We start from the raw sequence: 23,838 nt of genomic DNA, 5'->3' as shown, positions 1-23,838 counted from the left end.
TTATTGAAAAAAATACATACTTGCTTTTATACATACTTTTAGCTATTACTCTCAAATTAGTTTTATCTCATTGACTTACAAGCCTACGCCGCATTAGCTCAGTTGGTAGAGCACATCATTCGTAATGATGGGGTCGCTGGTTCGAATCCGGCATGCGGCACCGCTTTTTGCTTTTAGCGCATTGAAATATATAGATTTTCTCTTTAATTATCTGTTTTAAGACCACCTCTTGTGGCTTATATAATTTTACTTAGTTTGTTGTTATTTTCTCCATATTTTTTTGAGTAAAGACTAGCTGCTCTTTTTTCTCCATTTCACTGCTCGACCTCATTTATATGACTCTGGAAGTAACACTTTGAAGCCTCCAAGTACGTATTGTTTGTGGAGACACTAAAAAGCTGTGCAAATTCATGGGGTGAAACATATCTATCACCATTATCACAAAGCATCTCATTACCTTTGTATTTTTTATGTTATGTAAATGGGTGAAATACTGCGAGGAAACAATTCCCTTTCTAACTTCAACCTTTTACAAAAATCTTTTTTAACCCTTGTGTTATTGCACCTAAAAAGATTTCAACAGCTTGATTAATTGGTTTAAAATGTTGTTGGAAACGTAGCCAATACAACATTAGACAAGATAATATCATTGACCAAAACGCTTCATATGAAGAAGTTGAAAGCGTTACACATATGAAAAAATACATAACCAAAACTACCGTTCAAGTCTGTTACAGTACAATATTCTTAAAAAAATTATTAAATATCATTGATCTATAGATTGAATATGCTCCTCTAATATATTCTTTCATTTAGGAACAGACTATAAGAGAGATAAAATATCCATTATGTTTTCATATGGATATATTTTATTTATAAAAAAATTCACGTAACAGGTTATTCAAAATCCTTTATGAAGGTATTTTTGAAGTAAATTAAGCAGTTAGAGAAAAAAGAAAGAAAACTTAAATTAACTATAGCTTTTTTGATTAAATATATATAATACGTTATGTATCCGATATATTGATTCTAAGATAGTTTATAGGTAGATAGCATTTAATTGTAATGTCTCTTTTTGTTTTTATAAAAGTTTCCATGGAGTAGATTATGGATTATAAAATAATTTAAGGATTAATACCTATTATTTCATTAATTATTATATTTCTTACTTTTTCTTGAAAAGAGATTTTTGGTTAAAGATATTGGAGTTTTTAAATAATTTTTCTCTAAATTGTTCTAGATCAATTGTATTTATAGGTGAAATATCTGATTGTAATTTATAAATTTGTTTGTCAAAAATTATTGTATTTAGGCTTAAGAGGAAACTAATTAATACAAAGTGAAATTAATTAAGACGATTTTTCTATAATAAAAATTATATGGTTTTTAATAAAGTTCATTAAGGTGGTTTTGTCTCAACTAAACCCTTTCACTTTTTTGTGCTTTAAAATTGAATAGATGTAAGTTTTGAATTCACGCCTTGCTTTATATAGGCTTTTTATAGGATTAAAAATAATGCGCAAAATATCAACAGAAGGGCTTGCACTGATTAAACAATTGGAGGGTTTACGTTTAAAAGCCTATGAGGATTCTGGTGGAATATGGACAATTGGTTATGGGCATACAACTGCAGCTGGCGCTCCAAGTGTTCATAAAGACATGCAAATTACGGAAGAAGAAGCTGAAAAAATCCTTTGTCAGGATTTGAGAGAGTTTGAGGCCGCTGTTGAAAAGGCTGTTACCGTTTTTTTAAATGATGAGCAATTCGCAGCTTTAGTATCATTTTCCTATAATGTAGGAATAACCGCTTTTTACAAATCTACACTTTTAAAAAAGCTCAATAACAGTGAATATGAAGCGGTACCAACTGAATTGCAAAAATGGACAAGAGTAGGTGGCAAACGTATCCAAGGTCTTGTCAATCGTCGAGCAGCCGAAACAGGTTTATGGGCAAAAGGAGCCCGTGTTGCCCCTAATTATCATGTCGTAGAATCAGAAGGTGTAACGGGGATTTGCAAAATAGAAGCTCTTGCACCAATTATAGGATCTTTTTCAGGGCTTGGGGGGCTTTTTGCAGGAAATGGTCCTGTCCAGTGGGCTTTAGCAGGCATTATGGTTTTAGCTGCTTGTACAGCTATGATATATATTGCTAAACGTTTTCAGGAACACCGCTTATGATCTTATGGATAAAAAAATATCTGACGACAACATCAGCAATCATAGCAGCTTTTTTTATAGCTTTAGTGAAAGCCTTTTTCCTAGGAAAAAGAGTTGAGAAGCAAAAACAAACAAAAGAAGCTTTTAATATAGCAAAGACACGGCTTGAGGTAGAAAATGAAATTAACAAGAAAAGTGATGCTGATGTGCGCAATAAGCTTTCTAACTGGTTGCGTGACGAATGAACGAACTTCTTGTATTGGGTGGTTGCCAATTTATTTGAATCAACAAGACATCAATGCCATTAGTCCAAATTTGGCAAGAGATATCCTGAAACATAACGAACAAGGTGAGCGTCTATGTGGGTGGAAACATACACGAAAAGTGAAGTGATAAAAATACAATTTCTCTAAAACATTAATTAATAAGAAAATTTGAAAGAGATGAGTCCATTCAAATTAAAAGCAGAAAGCTCTTAAAGGGCTAAAATATTTTGTGTGGTCTATTTGATTTTATTGGAATGACAAGAGAGTGTTTGACTTAAAACCAAAGGATTCTACGGATTATATTTGCGTAAAATGATTGAGTATATCGATGTATTCTAGGGATATCTTTGATATCTTATCAAAACAAGAGAAGAAAATATGCTGTGAATTGCCCTGTAATTGCCCTTCAAAGATCTGATGATATAAAGAGTTGTCTTCAGCAAGAGTTATCTCTAAAAATCTGTCTATGCCTAAAAAAACAATTCGTAGAACTTTACGGAGATATCGCCTTTTAATGTGATTTGTAAATGACATTGTTTCAACTTTTTTAACATAATACTCTTAAAAATAGAGTAGATATTTTTGTATTATATTTGCTTTTTTATACTAAAGTGTTGCAAGAACATTGCGGGTAATAGGATTTTTCTATAGGTAAGCTGCTCCCTATCTGCAAAATAACATGCAACTCAATGGAGAAAACAAATGCCCATTTTGCCTTCATTTTTAAATTCAGCTTTTTACTTTTAAAAACCGCTAGGCATAATTTCTTGAAAAGCACTATTTTGCTGCTTTAAGGCAGTTTGTTCTTGAAAAACAATAAGATCATTACCTTCTTTGAAAATATTATTTTAATGTCTTGCAAGTTCTTGTCCTCTTTTAAAGAAAGTCTTGTGATAAAATCAAACTCCATTTCATAGCGCTTATCGTTCTGTGTATAATGGAATAACCAAGGACACATATTATTTTTTCAAACATTCATCCTCCCTGCTCCATCATAATATCTATCTTGAGGGAAAACCTTTACGAATGCTGCTGATCAATCTACAAAACACTCTTCTAATTTACTTTCTTATCTACCTTTTCACGCATTGCCCGTTCACCTTTTTGGGGATGTCCTTTAGAATTCCTTTAATTTTTGATATAAAATTTTGCTTTAATTCTTATTTTTAGTGAATTATAAAAGATAAGTAGAAATGTATACTTGTACCTCTTTATTCACTTTGATTCTCATTTCTAAAGCTCTCTCCGTTAATACACTGTAGCATTTTTTATATTTAATATATATTTTTTAAAGTTATTCGTAGCTTGCTAGAAAAATTTCTCTATTTTGATACAAAACCTTCTATCAGTTTACTTTTTTCAAAAGATTCTGAAAGAATTCACAACAGACCCTCGAAATTAAAAAACTTTAATGCATATTGTTTCTTTGTTATAGAAATCAAAATTGGTAATGCCCCATTCGTTAATAGTAATTGTATTATTTTAAGAGCAATCTATATAGGTGGTATAATCTCTTTTATGAAGTTAACTAAAAGTTTTTAAAACTTCTAGCATATTATTTAAAGACAAAAGGTACGTTCCTTTTCTTTATGAAAAAGCCATGCCATAATCTGATAATTCTTCAGCTGACACAAATCCTTTCCATAATAACCTTCAATACCACAATAAGGTGAGCCATAAAACAAGGTATTCTGACGTCTAAAACGTACAATAGAAACAGACCAACTTAAATGTTCAATGTGAACACTTGCTAAAGGGGCGTCAATAAGTTTTAGTATACCTTCAAATTGGAAAAAATTAAACCGAGCGCGACAACGGATTTCAATTCTCATCATATGAGATTGGTTATCTTCTCACTCATACGCTTGTAACGATAAAACCTTTTGTACCCTTCTAAATCCGTAAAAACTTCTGGATCTTACTTTATTAAGCGTTGAAACAATTCACAGCAGCTCATTTGAAACGCTAACCGTTTTCATAAAAGGACAATCATAACATTGTAATATCCTCCCAAAAGTTTACGGCATTACTTGAGAGATTTTTACCGATTTCAGCGAATAGAATAAATTTCTGTCTAAAGAAAATACTCCGAGGTTTTATGTATATGCTATGAAAAACATCCTCAAATAAATTTTGATGATTGTTTTTGTCAATTTTTTTGTCACCAATATCAGTTTTTTGTCACCAATATCAGCAGCTGGTATGCAACTAACAGAAGTGTAGTTTTTTATTGTAAAATATATCCAATCATTTTTTATATTTTTTTATCTATCGTAACCATCTTTTCACGACTTAAAATGATAATAAAATAGCCGCGATGTTAAATTGTCTTACATCGAAAAAGTTGCTTACAAACTACCTCTGTTACTAGGTGATAACCCACTCTCTATTTAAAAGAGAGAAAAACTTTTCTTTTTTATTTAATGATAAATTAACTATTATCCAATTACTTACGTCGTCATCATTCGATCAAATGAAAATCGCAATTCTTTCTACTCTTAGTAATCCCGCTCCCATTTATATAGGTCAGCAAGCACACTATTAAAAATATTCATAATAATGCTTTAAGTAATGCTACAAAAATCGATATTAGCAAAGATTCTGTTATCAAAAAAGGAAAAGATATTCTCTTATTTGCAAATGGTAGAGCTGTTCAGATTTGTTTTGATGCTATCGCAGAAATCAAAAAATATGAAATTATACCAACAGTTGTAAGTGTAACAACAATCCAATCTTTAGATGATTGCATTTATATTAGAACTCTGTAAACCTCACAAACCTATCATTGTTTATGAAGAGCATAGCATTCATAGGGAACTTGGAGAAGCAATTACGAGATTACTTATGAAATATAGCATTGCATGCAAATTTGTATCGTTAGGAATACCGGATGAACCAATCTATAATGAAAGCCAATGGGGGATTGTTTTGGCAAGTTATAAAATAAGTCAAGAAGGTATAATGAAAACTATGTTAGCAATGACATAAGATACAAAAAAGAGACTGATAAGCACATTAAATTGCATTTTCTTGCTTGCTAGTGAATGGTTTTTTTTAAGAGACTATATTACATTTTTATTATTTAAAAATATATTTTATAAAAACAACACCATGTCTATATAATATATTATTCATTAATATCAGCATAAATAATATAGATATTATAGAATATATCTTTATTTTTTACGATAATTTATATATTGTTAAATAATACACTTTGATTTTTAATTAAAGTTAGTTATAAACTATATGTTCTTAATTTTATATTAAATAAATATAGTGTATTATGTTTTTTATAAATAGGAGAGGAAAAATGCTCACAGCATTATTTATATCTATTTTCTCTATATCAACAGTTGTTATCCCTTTGCTCGCAGCGCTTGTTCCTTTTTATCCTTAGAATGTGTTTTAACAAAGTGAATAACAGTTTTATGAAGTGTTATTTGTACTTTTTTACTATTATTATAGTCATTGGGTATTTCTTGTCATTTTATAGAAGAGATTTTTGACCTTTTTCTTTAACGTTAACTATCAATATATCTTTAAATATATAATGATGCTCTTTTATAAAAAATTTTCTTTTTCTAAAAGCAGTATAAAAACATAACTTTCATTGCTTAAAAACATCTGTATTCACTAAACTTTTGTGCGTAATCTCTTTGATTGTCTGAGCACCTGTTAATGTCATAGCTACCCGCATTTCATTGGAAAAAAGATCAAGCAGATGAGTGACACCTTTCTCACCTGCTGCTGCAAGTGCATAAACAAAAGCACGACCAATCATAACAGCATCTGCACCTTGTGCGATCATGCGTACAACATCAAGACCAGAGCGCACACCAGAATCCACTAAAATAACTAAATCACTCTTTACAGCATCCGCAATTGCGGGCAATACTCGTGCCGTTGATAAGACACCATCGAGTTGGCGTCCACCATGATTGGAAACAACAATTCCATCAGCACCAGATTGTACTGCTTCCCGCGCATCTTCTGGATCAAGAATACCTTTTAAAATCATTTTTCCTTTCCAAAAGTCGCGAATCCATTGTAGATCATGCCAGCTAATTGATGAATCAAAATTTGCACCAATCCAACCAACATAATCATCTAATGCAATTTTCTTTTTGAGATAAGTGGAAATATTTCCAAGATCATGGGGGCGCCCCATAATACCAACGTTCCAAGCCCAATGTGGATGTGTAAAAGCTTGTAAAAAACGACGTAATCCAGCATAAGGACCAGACATCCCTGAATGTGCATCACGGTAACGTGCCCCTGGAACTGGCATATCAACTGTAAAAACCAATGTGCGAACACCAGATGCCCAAGCGCGCTCTAATGCATCACGCATGAATCCACGGTCTTTGAGAACATAAAGTTGAAACCAAAATGCATCTCCAACGGCTTCCTGCACCTCTGCAATAGGGCAAACTGAAACAGAAGATAGAGTAAAAGGAATCCCTTTTGCAACGGCTGCACGCGCAGCTTGTACCTCACCACGGCGTGCATACATGCCCGTTAGCCCAACAGGAGCAAGAACAACCGGTAAATTGAGTGTCTGATCAAAAAGTCTGACTGAAAGATCAACAGTACCAACTTGCCTTAGAATCCTTTGACGTAGTGCAAGTGCTTGAAGATCTGTACAATTATGTCGCATCGTTTCTTCAGCATAAGCTCCACCATCAATATAGTGAAAAAGAAAGGGAGGAAGACGACGCTTTGCAGCTTTGCGATAATCAAATGTTGAAGAAATAATCATTGACGGCACCATTGTTCCTAAATGAAAAGAAAAGACATCCTAAAAAATATAAGAGCCCCAGTATCTCCTATTTGATATCTTCCTAAAACGCTCTATTGAATAGATAGAGGTGAAAAAGATTGCAACTTTCTAAAAAAACTCATTGATAAAAACAACGTCTTTCTTTCTCTATCCCAAATTTTAAACCTCACAGTATGGAATAGGATCAATAATATACTCATTCATGCATTGTTCATGTGCAATTGAAGTGCTATATTTCCTGTAAATAAGTATCTCTTCGAAAATGATTGCTTCTCCCGTTGATTTGGTATGATTTGAATTTGTTTCTCCCTCCAAAGATTGTTTATAGTGTCTTTTATAAGAAGATGAAATCTATACTCATTAAGTATAAGCTATAATTTTCTCCCCCAAAAAGCTAAAAAAATATTTATGAATACTTTAAAAGAAAGCTGTAACGTACATCAAAAAAATTCCTCATATCAATATTTAAAAATCAGACCTGTTACTTGTTCATAAAATTTTAACAGTGTCTCATTCATATAGAATATAAAGAATTTAAGCTTCATAGGAATAAAAGATCCTCCTCTCTAATAACTCCCTGACAATAACTATAAATGAATTCCTAAATTTAGAACATTCTTCATTAAAAAACATTACTGAATTGTAGTAAAAATTATTTATTAGCTCTTAATGATCAGTTTTATACGGAATAAAATATGTAAGCTTTAGAAAAATTAAATTAATAGAAGCATCTAATTTTTTCATATCTGTTTTAAAAGCAGAATACATTATTATTATATCGAATTTTATTAACTGGTCGATTTATTATCATAATATATATGCATGACATATTGAGTAAGAATTAAAACTTATTCTTTTGTTCATCATAAACGAAGCTCTCATGGATAAAAAACGTTAAAAAAGAAGTAAAAGTGCTTCTGATATCCTCTAAAACGAAAGAGCAATTATTATAACTTTTAAAACTGAAAATAGAATGCTTAGTACCGGTTTTATGAAAAACGATATTTTCTTACTTAAAATACATTTCCTGCATATATTTTATCAAAATTCTCTACTTTAAACTCATTTAAAATGCTTAGACAACTTTAAACCCTGTGCTTGATAATGTGACCCAACATCATGCCCATAAAGAGCTGATGGTCGATTAAGCATATGCTCATAGACCAAACGACCAATAATTTGACCATGCTCTAAGATAAAAGGAACTTCATGGCTCCGCACTTCTAAAACCGCTCTTGCTCCTTTACCGCCCGCTTCCATATGCCCAAACCCTGGATCAAAAAAGCCTGCATAATGCACCCTAAACTCACCCACTAAGGGATCAAAAGGGGTCATTTCTGCGGCATAAAGCGGAGGCACATGAACAAACTCTCGTGAAACTAAAATATAAAACTCATCAGGATCAAGAACCAGCTCCCTTTGACCACGATCAAAAAGAGGCTCCCAAAAATCTAAAATGTGGGCAGCAGCACGTTTATCAATATCAATAACACTTGTATGATGTTTACCACGATAGCCTATAAGCCCGTTTTTGTCTCCTTTTAAATTAATAGAAAGTCCAATACCTCCAGCACTAATATTAGGAAGATCATCCGATATCAGCGTTTCTTGCCTTTGCAAAGCATACAGCTCAGTTTCATTTAAATAACTTTGTCCTTTTCTAAATCGAAGCTGTGATAAATGCGAGCCTGTACGCACCAAAATCGGAAATGTTCGTGGGCTAATTTCCAGATAAAGCGGACCATGATAACCAGCACAAATTTTATCAAACTCTTGAGCATTATCCGTGATGACCCGTGTAAAAATATCTAATCGTCCCGTAGAGCTTTTGGGATTAGCAATAGCAGATAAAAATTCTGGTAAAGCCAAACTTTCCAAAAGCGGAACAATATAAACACACCCAGTTTCCAAAACAGCGCCATCTCGTAAATCAAACTCATGCAACTTTAACCGTTCAAGCTTATCCAAAACCTTTGCCTCAAGGCCCGGCATAAAGGAAGCACGTATACGATAAGCTTTCTCCCCTAAACGAAGATCAAGGCTTGCTGGTTGTATTTGAGATCTATCAAACGGACTGTACGCTTTCAGAAAGTTATTATCAATCAAAGCTTGTATATCTCTATCTGCTAAAATACCGCTTAGACGCACCATATATGTTCCCTTCCCTTTTTACACTGTTTCTTTTTTGACTTAGATGATAAATTGGTGCAAGTTATTTTAGGATGATAAAAAATTATTTTTTCTATTTTTTCCAAGTAATTTGTTGATATTTCGAACAATGAAAAACATTTAGTATAATACGCTATCGAAAAAATAAGAAGCATGTAGAAATAATACATCTTATATTTTCTCATTCTTGAATGTTACACAAATGATGTTATCATAAATTTCTATAACCTCCTTAAGAGTCCTGTTAGAATTTATATGATTATACGCCATCTTAGCGAAAATATTATTAACCAAATCGCCGCTGGTGAAGTTATTGAACGACCGGCAAATGTTGTCAAAGAACTTGTTGAAAATGCTATTGATGCCGGTGCAACACGCATTGAAATTATTACAGCAAATGGTGGAAAAAATTTTATAAAGGTAAGTGATAATGGTTGTGGGATTTCTGCTGATCAGTTAACTTTAGCCGTTTCTCGCCATTGTACCTCAAAGATTACCGATGACGTACACAATATCTGTTTCCTTGGGTTTAGAGGAGAAGCCCTCCCTTCTATTGGTTCTGTTGCTAAGCTCAAACTCATTTCACGGACAAAAGAGGCCGAGAATGCTGCTGAAATTTCCGTGACTGCAGGAAAAATTATAGGACCCAAACCAGCTGCTGCAAATCTGGGAACAATTGTTGAAGTTCGAGACCTTTTCTTTGTCACACCTGCACGGTTAAAATTTATGAAAACTGATCGAGCTGAAACAAATGCTATTAGTGATATGATTAAGCGAATTGCTATCGCATTCCCACATATCCGTTTTTCTCTTTCAGGAACAGACAGAACATCTATGGAACTGTTCGCGACAGAAAATAATACTCAAGGACAATTACAACGTATTACCCAAATTATGGGAAAAGAATTTGCCCCTAACAGTATTGCACTGAATGCTGAACGCGAATCCGTGCGCCTAACGGGGTTTGCTTGTTTGCCATCTTTCAACCGAAATAATAGCCTTCATCAATTTGCTTATGTTAATGGACGTCCGGTGCGTGATAAATTTTTATGGGGAGCAATTAGAGGTGCTTACGCTGATGTCATGACACGGGATCGTTATCCTGTCGCTATTCTTTTTATTGATCTTCCTCCTACTGAGGTCGATGTTAATGTTCATCCAGCCAAAGCTGATGTGAGATTCCGTGACCCAGGATTAATTCGTGGTTTAATTGTTGGAGCCATTCGTGAAGCATTGCAGCAATCTGGTATTCGCCCGACTTCAACTCGTTCTGAAGCAATGCTTACAGCTTTTCAAACACAAAAGCCGTTGATACAACAATCACTGAGCAATTTAAAAAACGCTCACCAATCCTCTTCTTATAGTCCGCAGTCTCATCATTTTGCCGCCGCCTCAATGGTTCACAAACCATTGGAGAATACCAGCTCTTTTGGTTTAAAAGAAGATGCCACGCCTATTATGGAGTCCTTAAATACACCAAGTGCTGCTACCTACCCAAGCACTATACCTTCATCAGAAGAGTTATCTTATCCTCTAGGTGCAGCCAGAGCACAAATCCATAAAAACTATATTATCGCTCAAACTCAAGATAGTTTGATCATTGTCGATCAACATGCTGCACACGAACGATTGGTTTATGAAGCACTTAAAAATGCCCTTTATACCAAACCACTTCCTTCACAATTATTACTGATTCCTGAAATTGTAGAACTCTCTGAAGAGGATGCAACATGCCTCTTAACGCACAAAGATGCTTTGCAAAAATTTGGATTAGGAATAGAACCATTTGGACCTGGTGCAATTCTTGTACGCGAAACACCTTCTATGTTAGGAGAGATCAACGTGCAAGCCCTTATTAAAGATCTCGCAGATGAAGCCGCTGAGTATGATACAACAAACAATTTAAAAGCAATGCTTGATTATGTTGCAGCAACGATGGCTTGTCACGGCTCAATACGGTCAGGGCGCCTTTTACGTCCCGAAGAAATGAACACATTGTTACGACAAATGGAGGCAACACCCAATACAAGTACATGTAATCATGGACGCCCTACTTATATTGAACTTAAATTAGCAGATATAGAACGGCTTTTTGGCAGAAAATAAACGCTTAACCATTTTGACAAGAAAAATATTTTTAAATTAACTCTCGACTTTATAATATATCTTATGGCACTTTTTTGAATAATACTGTCAAATAAAAAGGAACTAAAATGTTTTCCAATGGTGAACGCGAAGCAAAAGTCCGTTATTCTAATAATGGATATGACATTGTGGAATATGGAACCTATACCATTTGTGCCGTTAGTGGGCAAAAAATCCCTATAGATGACTTAAAATATTGGAATCATCACCGTCAAGAGGCATATGCTAGTTGTGAAATTTCCTATCGCCGTGAACTTGAATGCAACCCACATCTCAAGCAATTGTTAAAAATACAAAAAGAATAGCCCCTTAAAAGCTATAAATTTAGCCTTTGCCTTTCTGATAAGAAAATTCACAGGAACGTTTTCTAAAGCGAGTTATAACCTTCTCAATGAGCATACGACAGAAATCTTTTTGAAAAAAATCGACTTCTACATCAAAAACAATAAGATTTTTCAAATCTTTTTGCGTATGAATTGTCTGTATACGGATATAATCTTTAGCCGTTGTTGCTAGCCATAAATTGTGCATTTGAGCTTTTTGTACAAGGCTTGTTAAATTTTTATGAGTGAAAAAATAGTGATCTGGATAGGTATAAGTTTGTGCCACATGACCAGACAATTCTTTAATGGATTGAAAAAATTTATCTGGATTGCCAATTCCTGCAAATGCTAAAAATGATTTTCCTGAAACCTCATCAGAAGCACTTGCCTTAAGATGAGCTCGATGCAAAGGCTTTCCAGTCTGGGCAACAAGAAAAGCAACATTATCACTCCCATCTGGATGACCAATTAATAAAACGCTATCCATAAAAGAAAATTGCGTTTTTAATGGAACACGTAAAGGTCCTGCTGGAAAGACAGCTCCATTACCCAAACCACGCATCGCATCAACAACAAGTAACGCATAATCCATATAAAGACGGCGGCTTTGAAAACCGTCATCCATTAAAATAAGATTACATCCCTCTTTTTTCAGCCGTTGTGCTGCAGCATAACGATTAACCGATACAGCGACAAAAGCATGCTGTGCCAGTAAAAGGGCTTCATCTCCAACATCGCGGGCAGTGTCATCTTTCTCATTTACAAGATGCACTCCTTTAACATCTCCACCATAACCACGTGATACAACACCAGGAACAAAACCAAGTTCTTTAGCCACTTTGGCAAAAGCAATAACAACTGGCGTTTTACCCGTACCACCGCATGTAAAATTTCCAATACATAAAACCGGAAGATCAATTGCGGGAGGCTGTCTTGCCATAAAACGATGTGCAAAATAACCATATCCCCATGAAATTGGAGCTAATAAAAAACGCAAAAAGCTTTTATTTTTCCACCAAAAATGAGGGGCGTTAATATGCATATCCACCCTGACGCTGACGTAAACCTGTTTGTATGACAAGGGGTTGTAAAAATGGATCTAAAATCTTTAATGTACGCTCAAGTGCACCTGCCATACCTGTTGCCACTTCATGAGCCTTATCAACCATTTCTTGTCGCAATGTTTCATTTATTAAAAGCTTATACACCTGAATCGCAAGCTGTTTTGTATCTTGAACCATATATGCTGCATCACACGTTAAAAATCGTTCGAACATCTCTTGAAAATTTGAAACATGAGGTCCCGTTAAAATAGCGGAATCCAGTAAAGCCAATTCCAATGGATTATGTCCCCCCTTTTCACATAACGACTTACCAACAAAAGAAACTTTCGATAAACGAAGAAAAAGCCCCATTTCTCCAATCGTATCTCCCCATAAAATGTCGGTATTCATATCTGGAATAGCATTTCTGCTTCTCCGAATAAAACATAAACTCTGATTGTTACATTTTTTGATAAGATCTTCTACACGTTCAGGATGACGAGGTACAATAATTGTCAATAAATCTGGCAAATAATTTTTAACAATCTTATGAACCTCAAAAGCTATCTCTTCTTCCCCTTCATGTGTTGAAATAGCGGCCCAAACTGGACGGTTACCGATAGCATTACGGTAACGTGCAAGCAATGCTTGATCTTCAACCAAAAAAACATCAGCCTTGAGATTACCAGAAAACGTAACAGATTTTACGCCAAGTGTATGGTAATAAACGACATCTCTTTCGTTCTGACTAATCGCCAAATCAATATCCTCAAAAATATGTTTGGCAAAAACGGCGCGCTTTTGCCACGCTTTAAAAGAACGTTCAGACATATGGGCATTAACCAGAATCTGCGGAATACGCATTTTGGCTAGTTCTTTAATACGCAGAGGCCAAATTTCTGATTCACAAACCAAAACGAGATCAGGCTTCCAATGACGAATAAAACGTCGCACGACAAAATCTAAGTCCAAAGGCGCATATTGATGAATCAACCGATTCCCAAAATGTTTTTTCACAAGAAAGGAAGATGTCACACTCCCCGTTGTCAATAGTATATTGATTTTTAATGATAAAATATGATTAATAAGTGGGAAAAGCGCAAATGTTTCTCCCACACTTGCTGCATGCAACCAAACTAATGAACCCTGAGGACGTAGAAGAGAGCTTTTACCTAAACGCTCTTTCTTGCGATACCACTCTTCTTTTCCACGAATAGCACGAAAAAACAAATAAAAAGGGATAACAGGATATAAGCAAAAGCCAATCATCCGATAGGTTAAAAGAGCCACATGTGCTTTTAATTCTACCATTTACCATCACCTCATCCTGCTGTTTTGAGATATCTATAGGCTTATTTTATTAAAAAATTCATCAACACTATTGGTTTACATCCATGTTTTTTAAGACTAACCGTATCTTGGATAAAAAAACATTTCTCCCATAAAAAAAATTAACGATACCAAGAGAAAAGGAACATAATTTTATCCCCTTTTTCAAAAATTTTCCTATAAGGATAACATATACACAAAATACAATAGAATGAACAGATCATTGACTATACAATGTCTTTTTCCCAGCTTTCTTCATTCTTTCATATGGAATATCCACATTCATAGCTATATTTTTTCTCAGATTTAAAGGCATTTCACACGTTAATATTTTTCATAAACATGATATGCTGTACACTTTCTATTCCAATCACAATCATGTTACACTTACACTGTTTTGTAAATTCTATATTTATCTTTGCACAATCAAGAAAAAATAGAGAAAAAATTTCTCAACTTGAGAACAAAAAAAATTCCGAGACAATACTGCTTATGTAAAAAACGATAACAAATGAGTAACACGCGCCTTTGTGCCTTTGCAATTGTCATCTAAATCTATCTTATAAATAAAGGAATATACCTTATTGCTTTCACAATAAAAACCTGTGCAAACCATCTTGTCATCTGTAAATGCTATATTTTACCAAAGGCACTTAAACGTACCGCCTCTTTTTTGAATTCTTTTACGCACTCTAACATTGAATCCAGAAACTTAATCACACGATGTTCGTATAATTAGGTAGTATATTGATGTATAATGATTTACCATTGCGTAACTTGCCCTCAATTATTTACAGCCACCTTATGTTGAAGCAATCAAAACCTTTTGCTTACGCACCACAGGTAGAGGAAATATAGATAAAAAATACTGAAAAAAGGAATAACTATGCCTCTCTCTTATGCCCTATCTCAAGTGCGAAAGTCTATTCTAATATTTTAACAAAATGTACAAAGGTGAAAACTTGCATTTTTGTTCATATTTTAAGCGTAAAAGATAGTGATATATATGGACTTATCCCTTGCGCGAATACCATTATGAAATAGATTTGACGCCTTGAGAAATATTTCCTTAGGAAATCATATAAGTTACAACAATAATAGCATTTTCTTCTATGGTATTCTATTTTTCTTAAATGACATACCTCTGAGAGAGCATGATAAATGAGTATAAGATAGCGGATATAATGACCAAATATTCAAACTTTATTCTGCATCGCCTGTTTCAGTATCAAAAAGCTGATGCAAATCCACGATGTAATAACGTTGTAATGCATTATCTACACTTCTTTGCGCTTTTGCCTGCCATGCTTCTTGAGCGGATTGATAACTTGAAAAAATACCAACCACATCTAAATCATCAGGATTCTTAAATTGATTACTCTTAAGATTTTTTAATTCACCACCAAATACAAGGTGTAAATATTGTTTTTTTTCATTGGTTTTAGTCATATGTGCCTCCATATCATTCAGATAATTTTAGCGTGCTTTTATGTGATTAAACTAACTTTGCTTGATGAACAACATCTATCATATCCTGACAGCAATTATTTTTACCAGCAATTAAAAGTCCATATTGATAAGGTTCAACTCCATAAAATAATAAAGGGGCATCAAGCGATAAAAAACGCCCCCCACACTCCTGCAAAATAAGATCAGCCGCGGCAATATCCCATTCATGACAATTCGGACGAACTAATACGATATCGATCTCATCTTGAGCAACAAGAACAATACGATAAGCAAGAGAGGGAAGATACCGGTAAAGACTGACTCGGTTGCGAAAATCATCGGGTAATTTTTGTGCGAGCGATTTATCAAGAGAAATTTTATATTTTCGATGAGCCTGAAAGGCTAAACGAGGAAGTTTTATCTCATTTAATGTTGCTCCTCCCCCCGTGACAGCTGCATAAACATCTCCTTGAGCCGGACATTGTAGAACGCCCACAATAGGACGACCATTCTCGATAATAGCAACTGAAATACACCAATAAGGGCTTCCAGAAAGAAAACCTCGTGTTCCATCAATAGGATCAACCACAAAGGAACGCTCATAACTTTGTTGTTTTCTATTATCTTTTGTTTCTTCTGAAATCCATCCATAATTTGGACGTGCCCCAAGAAGCTTCTCTTTCAAAAAATGATCAACAGCAAAATCTGCCTCACTGACCGGTGAATTACCCTCTTTCATCCAAACATCCAACGTGCATCCAAAATACCGCATTGCTAAATCTCCTGCCTCTCGACAAACCTCACGCAAAAGATTTAAATCAGAAGAATGATGCGTGTTATTTTCCTGCAAGTGTCATCCCTTCAATTAACAATGTTGGAGCCGCTGTCGCATAACGCCGATCAATATCATTGGCAGGTGTTAAATGTGCTAACATATGGAGCAAATCAGAACCCAGCGTTACTTCACTCACCGGATAAGCAATTTCACCATTTTCAATCCAAAAACCAGAAGCACCCCGACTATACTGACCGGTAACAAAATCAATGCCATGGCCGAATAATTCTGTCACATAAAATCCATTTCCTAAGTCTTTTATCATATCGTAAGGTGATACTAAACCCGGTTCAATAGCAAAATTTGTACTTGTCGGCTGCACTAATGACCCCGAACGCACACCGTGTCCATTTGTTTGAAGTCCCAATTCACGTGCTGTGGATGATGAAAGAAGCCAGTTTTTTAAAATACCATTTTCAATAATATTGAGTGTTTGCCCCTCTACTCCTTCTCCATCAAAAGGATGAGAAGCATTTCCGCGTAATCGCAAAGGTTGATCGGTTACATTAACATTAGACTTCATCACTGGCTTGCCTAAGAAGTTCTGTAAAAGACTCGTTTTACGAGCCACAGAAGCTCCATTGACCATAGATGCGATATGCCCTGCAATTCCGCGAGCTGTACGTGGATTAAAAATAACATCAACGCCTCTTGTTGCTGCACGAACGGCCCCCACACGCTGAACAGCACCAAGCCCTGCATTTTTTCCCACAATTTCTGCGTCCTCTAAATCAGAAAAATGTAAGGCTGTTGTGTAATCATAATCCCGCTCCATCTGTATCCCTTCCCCCGCAAGAGCACTGCAAGAACGCGAGAAGTAACTGGAGCGATAGGTGCCACAAAAACCATCGCTGGTTACAAGAGTAAACCCACTACGGCCATACGCTGTTGTAGCGCCACCAGAATTGCTTACGCCTTTCACATCAAGAGCTGCCGCTTCTGTTTTTAAAGCATCTTCTGTTAAAAAATGACTATTGGGTACAAAATCATCAAAAAGATCAAGATCTTTAGGATTCTTAACTAAACATTCTTTATCTGCCAAACCTTCAAATAAACTATCGGGAGAAGCTTTAGCCATTGCAACAGCACGTTCTGCGAGTTCTTGCGGATAAGAGGCTAAATTAGCAGAAACACTTGCTACTTTTTTTCCAACAAAAATCCTTAGAGTAAAATCATTGCTCTCGGCTGCTTCTGTCGATTCGACTTTCCCAAAACGAACAGATACACTGGTGGAATGTGCATGAATAATAACAGCATCAGCAGCATCCGCCCCAGAACGCCTTGCCGCTTCAACCAATGAAACCGCTTTCTCAATCTGGTTCTTGTCAGTCATTCATAGACTCCCTAAAATATTTTATTATTTACATTGATAAGCACTCTGACAAATTCATACACATCAGAATAGAGTTTTTGTTTGTTCATTCATAAAATTATGCTCGTCTTATGCATTCTTTTTTTAATGCATTAAATCATTTCCTTTTAGCTTCTTTATGAAAAGAGGTAATATGTCGTAAAATCTCTTTAGTTTCAAGATTTCTTATGGGCCCTTATCATTTTAAATGCCCAATCTGCAACTCACAATCAGATCAATAGAAAACTTCGTAAATCAATAGAAGACTTAGCAATAACTCTTTTATTTAAGCCAAAATCTTCAAAAATTCAAAAAGCATAAAACAACCTAAATCACACACCTTTTGTCCTCTAGAGTGTCAAATAACTTTCCTCATTCCTATAACTTTCTTTAATTCTCAAGCAAAAATCAAGAAAATGACTTATCTTTTTGGATATTCTCTTACTTTTATAAGCTCTCTCATAAAAAAATAGTAATCTTGTCAATGAAATAAAATATCAACAGCCTAAAAAATACGGTCTTTTCATTAAATTATTTCAACAAAATGAGCCGTCAAAAACTTCTTTATCTATGATAAGTAATGTCATAAAAAACGTCTTTTTACATTTATCTCAAAAAAATTACAATTGTAGAATTTTTTCTAAAGTTTTAGTGCATTCCGTTGAGAATCTTTCATCTTTTTAATAAAAAAAATCATTTTATCAACTTTTATATATAAAATAAAATTCCATAAGATCTTTAGGAAAAAATTAATCCCGTAAGATGATTTGACACGCAATGGCTCACTAAAAAGCTCATTGGTTTGTGATATACTCATAACTGATTTCATTTTAACAAGGCCATGATTTTTTCATCTTTTTAAAAGATCAACTTCTTTATGAAGACACATCAAATGGATTTATTTTCAGTAAGAGCACGTCTACTCATTTCAACCATAGCCTCGCGAAGATGTAACTTAATTTTTGATCCAATAATCATTCCAAAGAAAGGAGAAAGTAAACCAGACATCGTTACAGTATGACGAATTTTGTTATTTGAAGAACCAGATTTCTTTGAACAAATATATTCATGATCAAAACTCATGCGTGTAAGAGGAAGTTTTGCATAATCAGAAAAACAAACATTTTTTATGACTTTATCAAGTGTAAAAGTTACTATTGGTCCTTTTTTAGGTTTCATGCGTCCTACAGCGCCTTCTTTAAAAGCACCAGAAAACTCTACCCACTCAAGTTCACTGTCCCAGCAAGGCCATGTTGCTACGTCTTGCCACATAGACCAAATCTGCTCTGCACTTGCTTGTGTACTAATTTCTTCACTATAGGTCCATTTAAACATAATAATCTCCCCTTTTTACAAAATCAGGTATCTTTAGTGACAAAGAGTAATATATCAATTACTTTTAAAACTACATAACGATAAGATATTTAATCTTCTTAATTGTCCTTAATAGGAATAGGAAATGATTAAATCAATAAGCGATATTAATAAAATAAACACACAAATATTCAGTATCAATGAATATTAATATTATTGTCTACCTTAAATAAAAATATCTGTTTTTAAGTCCATACAATAACAAAGAGAGAATTTACACACTATTTAAGATATCAACAGACTACATAGCTTAAAGCTTGCAACTGCTAATGAGAAGTTGATGATTAAGATATAGCTGAAAGAAATTAGACAAAAAAGATTATAATTATAGTCGTGAAATATATATTATATTGGAAAAAAACATTCATCTGTAATAAAGCTAATAATACACGATAGTTTGACAATGTGTTACACTTTTAATGTAGCTGAAATTAACAAATCAGCCCATAACTTACAAAAATGAGCAGCAATACATACTTCTATTCAGGTGTAATAGTATTACAACTCAAAGCAATTTTTTGCTGAATAGAAGATCAGATGACCTCTCTATATTCAAAGAGCGTATATCGTAAAAGGCACGCTCTTGAAGCTATCAAAAAACTTCAAAAAATAAGAGATCGAGACAAAAACATAATAAAAGTAAAATTCATCAATTCCTTTAACCTTAGAATCTTTTATTGATTTTCTGCTTTACCTTTAAAGAAACCATATAAAATGAAGGAAACTGTAAAGCAGTTTTTGTTCGTCCAACCGGATAAAAAAAGAACTTCCTCAAGATGTAAGCAATCGTAATTTATAAAGACGTATTGCTGTCTCACCATAAAAACGTTCATCATCGAGATAAAAAACGTCGGGTAAATGAATGATTGTATCTTTTTTTTCTTCAAGTATAAAGAGTGCATCCGCTTTTGCCCATCCCCCTCGCAAAGCTTCTACAAAAGCCCGTTCACCTAAACAACGGCTATAGGGAGGATCAGCAAAGATAACATCAAATGGAAGCATTGTTCCAATCTTACCAAGTTTGGTTGCATCACGACGCAAAATCCGTCCGATCGACTGTAATTCAAAGGCTTCGATATTTTTTTGAAGCAACCCGCGCCCCTCAACCGAGTTTTCAACAAAAACAGCAGCTTTTGCTCCACGTGAAAGGGCTTCAATACCTAAAGCACCAGTACCAGCAAACAGATCAAGGATGCGTTTATTTGTCCAAAACTGTACTTCACGGCTAGAAAGAATATTAAAAAGGCTTTCTCGCGTACGATCACTCGTTGGACGAATTGACTGATCAACAGGCGAAAACAAAACACGCCCAGCAAATTTACCGCCGATGATCCGCACGCGGACCTCCAAATCTCTTCAAAGTTTTTGCACCATCTTGATGTGATTTAGATTTTTTCAGAGCACCACTAAACGATTTTACCTTTTTCTTTCTCTCAAAAGAACACTCATCACGACCACCTCTTATCATTTTCTCTTTATCCTTAGAAAAGTGATCTTTCTTACCAAATACACGCGTCTCATCGTAAGATGTCTTGCCACGTTTTTGAATAAAACACTCCCCCTTCTCTTTCTTCAAGTGATTGTCTTTTAATTTTTCTTTGCCTCGATGAAATGATTTTCTACCAGCCAAATCGCTTTTACGATCATGAGATTTCTCCTCACTATAGGACAGCTTCCTCCGTGCACTTTGCGGACGTGCACCAGGAGCCATCCAAACATTTGCACGGCGAGAACGCGGTAGAAAACGCTCCGCTTTTTCTTCCTCATTTTTTCCTTTATTCTCATAAGGCTTTGTCCTTAACCGTGCGCGACCATGCTTAACAGAACGATCTCTCGTGCTGCGCCGTATCGCTCTTTCACTTGAGAAAACCCAACCATCATTGGCAACAGAAACATCCTTGTGTCTTTGCTTTTCTGCAACAACTGCAGAATTTGAAAAAGGTTTCAGAATAGGAGCATCAAAATCGGCATTGGCTTGCATAATCAAACGCTCTCCCAACTGATCTCGTAACATCCGCCCCTTTAACTCTTGTACGGCTCCTTCTTCTAAATCAGAGAGATGAAATGGGCCATAAGAGACACGGATTAAACGATTAACAGATAATCCCAATGCCCCTAACACATTCTTTATTTCACGATTTTTTCCTTCTCGCAAAGCGACAGAAAGCCATATATTAGACCCTTGTTCCCGTTCAATTGAAGCTTCAATCGAACCATAAAAAATACCATTAATTGCAATACCATTTTTAAGGTTATCCAGCGCGCTCTGCTTTACGCTTCCATGAGCACGAACACGATATTTGCGTACCCATCCCGTTACAGGAAGCTCTAATACGCGCGCTAAGCCACCATCATTGGTTAAGAGCAAAAGCCCTTCTGTGTTAATATCAAGCCTTCCAACAGAAAGAACGCGCGGCATTCCTTTCGGTAAATGACTAAATACTGTAGGTCTACCTTCCGGATCACGGTTCGTGGTGACAAGCCCTGCTGGTTTATGGTAAAGCCATAAACGCGTTCGTTCTATAGGAGGTAAAGGTTTGCCATCAACTTTAATAACATCAGAGCGGCTAACATTAAAAGCAGGCGTTGTCACAACTATACCATTCACAGAAACACGACCTGCAACAATCATCATTTCTGCATCTCGACGCGAGGCAACGCCCGCACGCGCTAACCTTTTAGCAATCCGTTCACTCTCATTATTTTCATTCATTTGCGTTTCAAACCAATTTTTCCCAGTACGTTCAGAAAATTATTCATATGCACCATACCGCTTATCCTGAAAGAGGAAGTAGCACAATCATTTATCATTTTCTATCCTTTAACAACAATAACGTATCCATTGACTTGCAGGTTTGTTTTAAACATTTAAAAAATAAAGGTATTCCTTCCATTTATTATAAAAGCATAATAAATTATCCATTTCATAGCATTCCTTATCGAGAAATCTTTAAATTCTCTATGCCGTCAATAGAAAGAACATTATGACTTTAACGCCTATGGAAATAGCCCTTTTGGAAGCGCAGTGGGCTGCAAAAAAAGATGAAGTTCCCGTAGGTGCTGTCATTACACATGGAAAAGCTATCATCGCACGTGCTGGTAATTTTATAAAATCTGCCTATGACCCGACAGGACACGCAGAAATGCGTGCAATCCGTATGGCTTGCGAAGTATTGCAAAATGAAAGGCTTTCTGATTGTGATCTTTACGTAACACTTGAACCTTGTGCCATGTGTGCTGCTGCCATTTCATTTGCACGCATACGACGTCTGTATTATGCAACAAATGATCCCAAAGGAGGAGCTATAGAAAATGGCCCACGTTTCTATCAGCAACCAACCTGTCACCACAAACCTGAAATTTATTCTGGTTTTAAAGAAACAGAAGCTGCTCAATTACTGAAAGATTTTTTTATACAAAAGCGATGCTAAAAACAATTCTTTATCCATAGCTTTCACTCTTTAGAAGCTATTCTATTCCTTAAAAAAGATGATTAATCCTTCTAATATAGCGAAAGCTCTTTTGAAGTATTTTCCTCTAACACTCTTTTAACACTGCATAGTACTTCTATTAGATTGATTCATTCATTTATAAAATAATTCATTATTTTATCTATAAAATATAAAGTCCAAAAGATCGTAGAATACGCTCATTTCAAATCTGTTTATAGCGAATCAATAAAAATCTCTTTTTTGCACATCACAAAGTGAATTATCTTCTGAATAAAAAACAATTTAGAAAAGACTAAAAATATCCTTTATAAAGATATTCAAATGCAAAGGCTAGTAAAAAATACAATGATGATACCCAGTGCTCCTTCATAAGCATAAAGATGGTTGTACACAATGAATTTTACGTTATATCCTCAAAACAAGCGACGCTGTGAAATGGGTTCGAAAACCTTGATAGATATTTCTTGTGAGGAAAACACAGCACCACTCTCTTGAAGCTATTGCCATATTGCTATTTCATGCAAATACTCCTCTACCGCAAAGGGAAAGCTCTGAGTGGACGAGGGACTTGGTCTTATAAGTAATAAGAAGAATATCTCACATATTTTAATATTTTTCCCTTTCCCTAGCGAGTAATAGGAGCAGTCTTTGCCGGTTGGCGATAACTTAAAGGCGGTTCCGTGAGATAGCGACGGTATTTTGGACTTCCAACTTGTGCTCTTTGACGACGTAAATATTCTTGCCGTTGTTTAGCCTTCAACTGTGAAGGATTTTCTGAACTAACGCCATTAACTGAAGATCCTTTGTGAGGAAAAGAAGGACTTTCTTGATGCTGTTTTGATGCTGCGCCTTTATTGACAGATCTATCTTGTTGTGGCACCGGCAAAAATTGACGTGCACTAGGACTTGGTATCACAAGTTCTGGGCGAGGTTTTATAACAATCTTACTGCTGTTATTTACTGGTGTTAATGAAGCAATATTAGCAACATCTTCAAAAAACTGTATCGAAACGGGTTTATTTGTCCCATAAGTGGGAGCAGATAAATTACATCCCGCTAAAACAAAGCATATACCTAAAATTCCTGTTGGAAATATTTTTACTTCATGTTTTCTCACTGCTTATTCCATTTCCCAAGTATATGGCTGATTAATATTCCCGCT

Annotated in this window: 19 protein-coding genes and 1 tRNA gene; 8 read left to right on the top strand and 12 right to left on the bottom strand. The window is 35.1% G+C overall.

All coding sequences use genetic code 11. The features are described 5' to 3' along the window. The first annotated feature begins 87 nt into the window (after positions 1–87). The 3 genes from PVV65_RS02400 to PVV65_RS02385 all read left to right on the top strand — a co-directional run bounded on the left by PVV65_RS02400 (position 88) and on the right by PVV65_RS02385 (position 2,402). Positions 88–160 (top strand) — tRNA-Thr (locus tag PVV65_RS02400). A gap of 1,355 nt (positions 161–1,515) precedes the next feature. Next, positions 1,516–2,178 (top strand): lysozyme, encoded by a 663-nt coding sequence (locus tag PVV65_RS02390; protein WP_273789070.1) that lies wholly within the window; start codon positions 1,516–1,518, stop codon positions 2,176–2,178. Next, complete coding sequence (locus PVV65_RS02385; RefSeq protein ID WP_273719079.1) at positions 2,175–2,402, top strand: hypothetical protein; 228 nt, start codon at positions 2,175–2,177, stop codon at positions 2,400–2,402. Before PVV65_RS02390 ends, PVV65_RS02385 begins: the two co-directional genes overlap by 4 nt. Positions 2,403–3,982: 1,580 nt before the next feature. Here PVV65_RS02385 and PVV65_RS02375 read toward each other — a convergent pair. Next, the gene (locus PVV65_RS02375; RefSeq protein ID WP_273789068.1) at positions 3,983–4,258 is read right to left on the bottom strand and encodes a hypothetical protein; all 276 of its coding nucleotides are present in this window, start codon (positions 4,256–4,258) and stop codon (positions 3,983–3,985) included. Positions 4,259–4,963: 705 nt separating this feature from the next. On the opposite strand from PVV65_RS02375, the gene PVV65_RS09995 reads away from it, so the two are divergent. Together PVV65_RS09995 and PVV65_RS02370 are read left to right on the top strand one after the other, a co-directional pair. Continuing rightward, positions 4,964–5,191: a transketolase C-terminal domain-containing protein gene (locus PVV65_RS09995; protein ID WP_404978389.1), complete on the top strand. Its 228-nt coding sequence runs from the start codon at positions 4,964–4,966 to the stop codon at positions 5,189–5,191. A gap of 76 nt (positions 5,192–5,267) precedes the next feature. Next, positions 5,268–5,411: a hypothetical protein gene (locus PVV65_RS02370; protein ID WP_273789067.1), complete on the top strand. Its 144-nt coding sequence runs from the start codon at positions 5,268–5,270 to the stop codon at positions 5,409–5,411. A gap of 622 nt (positions 5,412–6,033) precedes the next feature. Here PVV65_RS02370 and lldD read toward each other — a convergent pair. Together lldD and PVV65_RS02360 are read right to left on the bottom strand one after the other, a co-directional pair. Beyond that, positions 6,034–7,185 carry an FMN-dependent L-lactate dehydrogenase LldD gene (gene lldD / locus PVV65_RS02365; RefSeq protein ID WP_273789066.1) on the bottom strand — a complete coding sequence of 384 codons (1,152 nt, stop codon included), beginning with the start codon at positions 7,183–7,185 and terminating at the stop codon, positions 6,034–6,036. 1,083 nt (positions 7,186–8,268) lie between these two features. Then, positions 8,269–9,357, bottom strand: coding sequence for a 2'-deoxycytidine 5'-triphosphate deaminase (locus tag PVV65_RS02360; protein WP_273789065.1), 1,089 nt, complete (start codon positions 9,355–9,357; stop codon positions 8,269–8,271). Between the two features lie 273 nt (positions 9,358–9,630). Between PVV65_RS02360 and mutL the strand changes: the two genes are divergently transcribed. After that, on the top strand, positions 9,631–11,481 hold the full coding sequence (mutL, locus tag PVV65_RS02355) for a DNA mismatch repair endonuclease MutL (RefSeq protein WP_273789064.1): 1,851 nt from the start codon (positions 9,631–9,633) through the stop codon (positions 11,479–11,481). Between the two features lie 107 nt (positions 11,482–11,588). After that, positions 11,589–11,825 carry a DUF2093 domain-containing protein gene (locus PVV65_RS02350; RefSeq protein ID WP_273754681.1) on the top strand — a complete coding sequence of 79 codons (237 nt, stop codon included), beginning with the start codon at positions 11,589–11,591 and terminating at the stop codon, positions 11,823–11,825. Positions 11,826–11,844: 19 nt separating this feature from the next. On the opposite strand, the gene lpxK is transcribed toward PVV65_RS02350, so the two are convergent. From lpxK to PVV65_RS02310, 8 genes are all read right to left on the bottom strand, one after another. Further along, positions 11,845–12,885, bottom strand: coding sequence for a tetraacyldisaccharide 4'-kinase (lpxK, locus tag PVV65_RS02345; RefSeq protein ID WP_273789063.1), 1,041 nt, complete (start codon positions 12,883–12,885; stop codon positions 11,845–11,847). Beyond that, on the bottom strand, positions 12,875–14,197 hold the full coding sequence (waaA, locus tag PVV65_RS02340) for a lipid IV(A) 3-deoxy-D-manno-octulosonic acid transferase (protein ID WP_273789062.1): 1,323 nt from the start codon (positions 14,195–14,197) through the stop codon (positions 12,875–12,877). Before waaA ends, lpxK begins: the two co-directional genes overlap by 11 nt. Before the next feature lie 1,221 nt (positions 14,198–15,418). Then, positions 15,419–15,664: a DUF4170 domain-containing protein gene (locus tag PVV65_RS02335; RefSeq protein WP_273789061.1), complete on the bottom strand. Its 246-nt coding sequence runs from the start codon at positions 15,662–15,664 to the stop codon at positions 15,419–15,421. 46 nt (positions 15,665–15,710) lie between these two features. Continuing rightward, entirely contained in the window at positions 15,711–16,514 is an 804-nt protein-coding gene (locus PVV65_RS02330) for a 3'(2'),5'-bisphosphate nucleotidase CysQ (protein ID WP_273789060.1), read from the bottom strand. Then, complete coding sequence (locus PVV65_RS02325) at positions 16,501–17,832, bottom strand: TldD/PmbA family protein (RefSeq protein ID WP_273789059.1); 1,332 nt, start codon at positions 17,830–17,832, stop codon at positions 16,501–16,503. Before PVV65_RS02325 ends, PVV65_RS02330 begins: the two co-directional genes overlap by 14 nt. Positions 17,833–18,738: 906 nt before the next feature. Beyond that, the gene (locus PVV65_RS02320) at positions 18,739–19,185 is read right to left on the bottom strand and encodes a hypothetical protein (protein ID WP_273789058.1); all 447 of its coding nucleotides are present in this window, start codon (positions 19,183–19,185) and stop codon (positions 18,739–18,741) included. An 810-nt stretch (positions 19,186–19,995) separates the two neighbouring features. Next, positions 19,996–20,562 carry a 16S rRNA (guanine(966)-N(2))-methyltransferase RsmD gene (rsmD, locus tag PVV65_RS02315; protein WP_273789057.1) on the bottom strand — a complete coding sequence of 189 codons (567 nt, stop codon included), beginning with the start codon at positions 20,560–20,562 and terminating at the stop codon, positions 19,996–19,998. Next, positions 20,543–21,937 (bottom strand): pseudouridine synthase, encoded by a 1,395-nt coding sequence (locus PVV65_RS02310; RefSeq protein ID WP_273789056.1) that lies wholly within the window; start codon positions 21,935–21,937, stop codon positions 20,543–20,545. Before PVV65_RS02310 ends, rsmD begins: the two co-directional genes overlap by 20 nt. A gap of 271 nt (positions 21,938–22,208) precedes the next feature. Here PVV65_RS02310 and PVV65_RS02305 point away from each other — a divergent pair, with 271 nt between their 5' ends. After that, positions 22,209–22,655 carry a nucleoside deaminase gene (locus tag PVV65_RS02305; RefSeq protein WP_273789055.1) on the top strand — a complete coding sequence of 149 codons (447 nt, stop codon included), beginning with the start codon at positions 22,209–22,211 and terminating at the stop codon, positions 22,653–22,655. Positions 22,656–23,301: 646 nt separating this feature from the next. On the opposite strand, the gene PVV65_RS02300 is transcribed toward PVV65_RS02305, so the two are convergent. Continuing rightward, positions 23,302–23,793 (bottom strand): hypothetical protein, encoded by a 492-nt coding sequence (locus PVV65_RS02300; protein WP_273789054.1) that lies wholly within the window; start codon positions 23,791–23,793, stop codon positions 23,302–23,304. Positions 23,794–23,838: the final 45 nt, after the last annotated feature.

Source organism: Bartonella sp. ML70XJBT (assembly GCF_028618425.1).
In the GTDB taxonomy this organism is placed as follows: Bacteria; Pseudomonadota; Alphaproteobacteria; order Rhizobiales; family Rhizobiaceae; genus Bartonella.
Note: the sequence above shows the minus strand (reverse complement) of the source record. Positions and strands in the feature narration are given on the sequence as shown.